Annotated in this window: 2 protein-coding genes; one reads left to right on the top strand and one right to left on the bottom strand. The window is 70.5% G+C overall.

Features of this window, described 5'->3' with window-relative positions; translation table 11 throughout:
* Positions 1-2: 2 nt before the first annotated feature.
* Positions 3-443: a gamma-glutamylcyclotransferase family protein gene (locus AC5LUJ_RS18455; protein WP_250286415.1), complete on the bottom strand. Its 441-nt coding sequence runs from the start codon at positions 441-443 to the stop codon at positions 3-5.
* A 562-nt stretch (positions 444-1005) separates the two neighbouring features.
* Between AC5LUJ_RS18455 and AC5LUJ_RS18460 the strand changes: the two genes are divergently transcribed.
* Positions 1006-2448, top strand: a complete 1443-nt coding sequence (locus AC5LUJ_RS18460) for an NAD(P)H-quinone dehydrogenase (protein WP_250286414.1) — start codon at positions 1006-1008, stop codon at positions 2446-2448.
* Positions 2449-2491 lie beyond the last annotated feature (43 nt).

Genomic DNA, 2491 nt, shown 5'->3' on the forward strand with positions numbered 1-2491 from the left:
AGTCAGGCGGTGGGACGGTTGCGCAGATCGGCCACGTAGTCGGACGGCGCGCCGGCCCGCTCGGCCGCGTCGGCCATGATGGCCACATACCGTTTGGACGGCAGCCCGCCCTCGTAGGCGTCCAGCACGTACGTCCAGGCCAGCGCCTCGCCGTCCAGGGTGAAGATCCGTACGCGGATGCGGGTGTAGAGGCTGGCCTCCACGCCCTCCCAGACGTCGAGCTGCCTGAGGTCACGCTTGGCGACGTCGTAGAGCATCACGTACACCCGGGAGCCGGGTGACTCGACGATGGTGGCCAGCGCGCCTTCCCAGCCGACGTCCTCGCCGCCGAAGGTGAGCCGCCAGTTGCGGATCCAGCCGGTCCCGATGACGGGGGCGTGCGGTGCGCGTTCCTTCATCTGGGCCGGGTCGAGGTTGCTGCCGTAGGCGGCATACAAGGTCATTGTGTGCGTCCTTCACCGGCCCGGGCACCGCGGCCGCGGTGGCAAAGAACTACCTGGAGGATCTTCACTGGCCCCTACCTGTACCCACTTCCTCCCCCCGCGGGCGCGGACGCGCCGCGCGGGGAGCCCTCGGCCGCTCCCGGCCGACCTCGCGGACCGCATATCTGCCCGGACCCGTCCGATGTGCCACGATCGATCCAGCCACAGTTGCCCGGGCAGTTGCCTGGGCGGCCGTGAGATCCTGATCGTGACGTCCCTGGACCCGACTTCGTGTGACAACACGGACCGTAACCACGTCGCGGCGGCAGATGGTCTCCCGTGGGGTACCACGGATCCGGTCGTCGATGTTCGACAGCTACGCGAAAGACAGTGTAGACCCCGAGCATCCCGGATCCCGGCCATCCCGGGCCTTGGCCGTCGGTGTCCCGGTCCGCCCGGTACCGGCCTGGCGGGGGAGCGTCCGCGCCCGCCAGGCCGGGTGACTGTTCATGCGATGGTTGCTCACACATCGGACAAGGCAAGATAGCTGGTGGGAATCCCACCCACCGAAGGGAGCGCGCAGGTGCCGCGAATCGTCATTCTCGGAGGAGGACCCGGAGGGTACGAGGCGGCTCTTGTCGGGGCTGAGCTTGGGGCGTTCGTCACGCTCATCGACTCGGACGGGGTGGGCGGCGCGTGCGTCCTCACCGACTGTGTCCCGTCCAAGGCGCTGATCGCCACGTCGGCCGCGATGACGGAGCTGGCCGTGGCGCCGTCCCTGGGAGTCCGGCTGCGTGACGGTGGCCACGTCCTGCCGGAGGCGGGCTGGGACGCCGGGGCGCTGCCCGGCCCGGGGCTGCCGCCCGGCATCGGCGTGGACATCGAGCGGGTCCACGCCCGGGTGCGGGGGCTTGCCGCGGCGCAGTCCCGCGACATCGAGACCCGGCTGGAGAAGGAGGCCGTGCGGGTGGTGCACGCCCGCGGCCGGCTGGTCGGCCCGCACGCCGTCGAGGTCGACTCCGGGGAGGCCTTCTTCGGCGACATCATCCTGATCGCGACCGGGGCGTCACCCAGGGTTCTTCCGAACATCGAACCGGACGGTGAGAGAATTCTCACCTGGCGCCATATCTACGATCTTCGGGAGCTGCCCGAGCATCTGATCGTCGTCGGTTCCGGGGTCACCGGCGCCGAGTTCGCCAGCGCCTACCAGGCGCTCGGCGCGAACGTGACGCTCGTCTCCTCCCGGGACCGGGTACTGCCCGGGGAGGACCCGGACGCCGCCAAGGTGCTCGAGGAGGTCTTCCAGCGCCGTGGGGTGACCGTGCTCAGCCGGGCCCGGGCCGAGGCCGCCCGCCGGGTCGGCGACAGCGTCGAGGTCGACCTCGCGGACGGCCGGACCATCACCGGCAGCCACGTCCTGATGGCCGTCGGGTCGGTGCCGCGGACATCGGGCATCGGGCTCGCCGAGGTCGGGGTACGGCGTGCCTCGAGCGGCCACATCGAGGTCGACCGGATGTCGAGGACGGCGGTGCCGGGGGTGTACGCCGCCGGTGACTGTACCGGTGTGCTGCCGTTGGCGTCGGTCGCCGCCATGCAGGGCCGGATCGCGATGTGGCACGCGCTCGGCGAGGCGGTCACGCCGCTGCGGCTGGGCACGGTGTCGTCCAACATCTTCACCGAGCCGGAGATCGCGACGGTCGGCATCTCACAGAAGATGATCGAGTCGGGTGAGGTGGCGGCGCAGACGACGATCCTCCCGCTGGCGCGCAACCCGCGCGCGAAGATGCAGGGCATCACCGACGGTTTCGTGAAGCTGTTCTGCCGGCCCGGCAGCGGCAGCATCCTCGGCGGGGTGGTGGTGGCGCCGCAGGCGTCAGAGATGATCTTCCCGGTTTCGCTGGCGGTGGCCAACGGCCTCACCGTCGATCAGGTGGCCCACACCTTCACGATCTACCCGTCGGTGTCCGGCTCGTTGACCGAGGCGGCCCGCATCGCCATGCCTCGGGACCTGTTCGCGAGCTTCTGACCAGGCGTCCAGCCACGGTTGCCGGTCGCGGCTGGACGATGCC

It is taken from the genome of Protofrankia sp. CiP1_Cm_nod3 (assembly GCF_982290655.1).

Bases quoted from the DNA above. Each gene is read 5' to 3' on its own strand.
- AC5LUJ_RS18455 (WP_250286415.1), bottom strand. From the start codon at position 443: ATGACCTTGTATGCCGCCTACGGCAGCAACCTCGACCCGGCCCAGATG.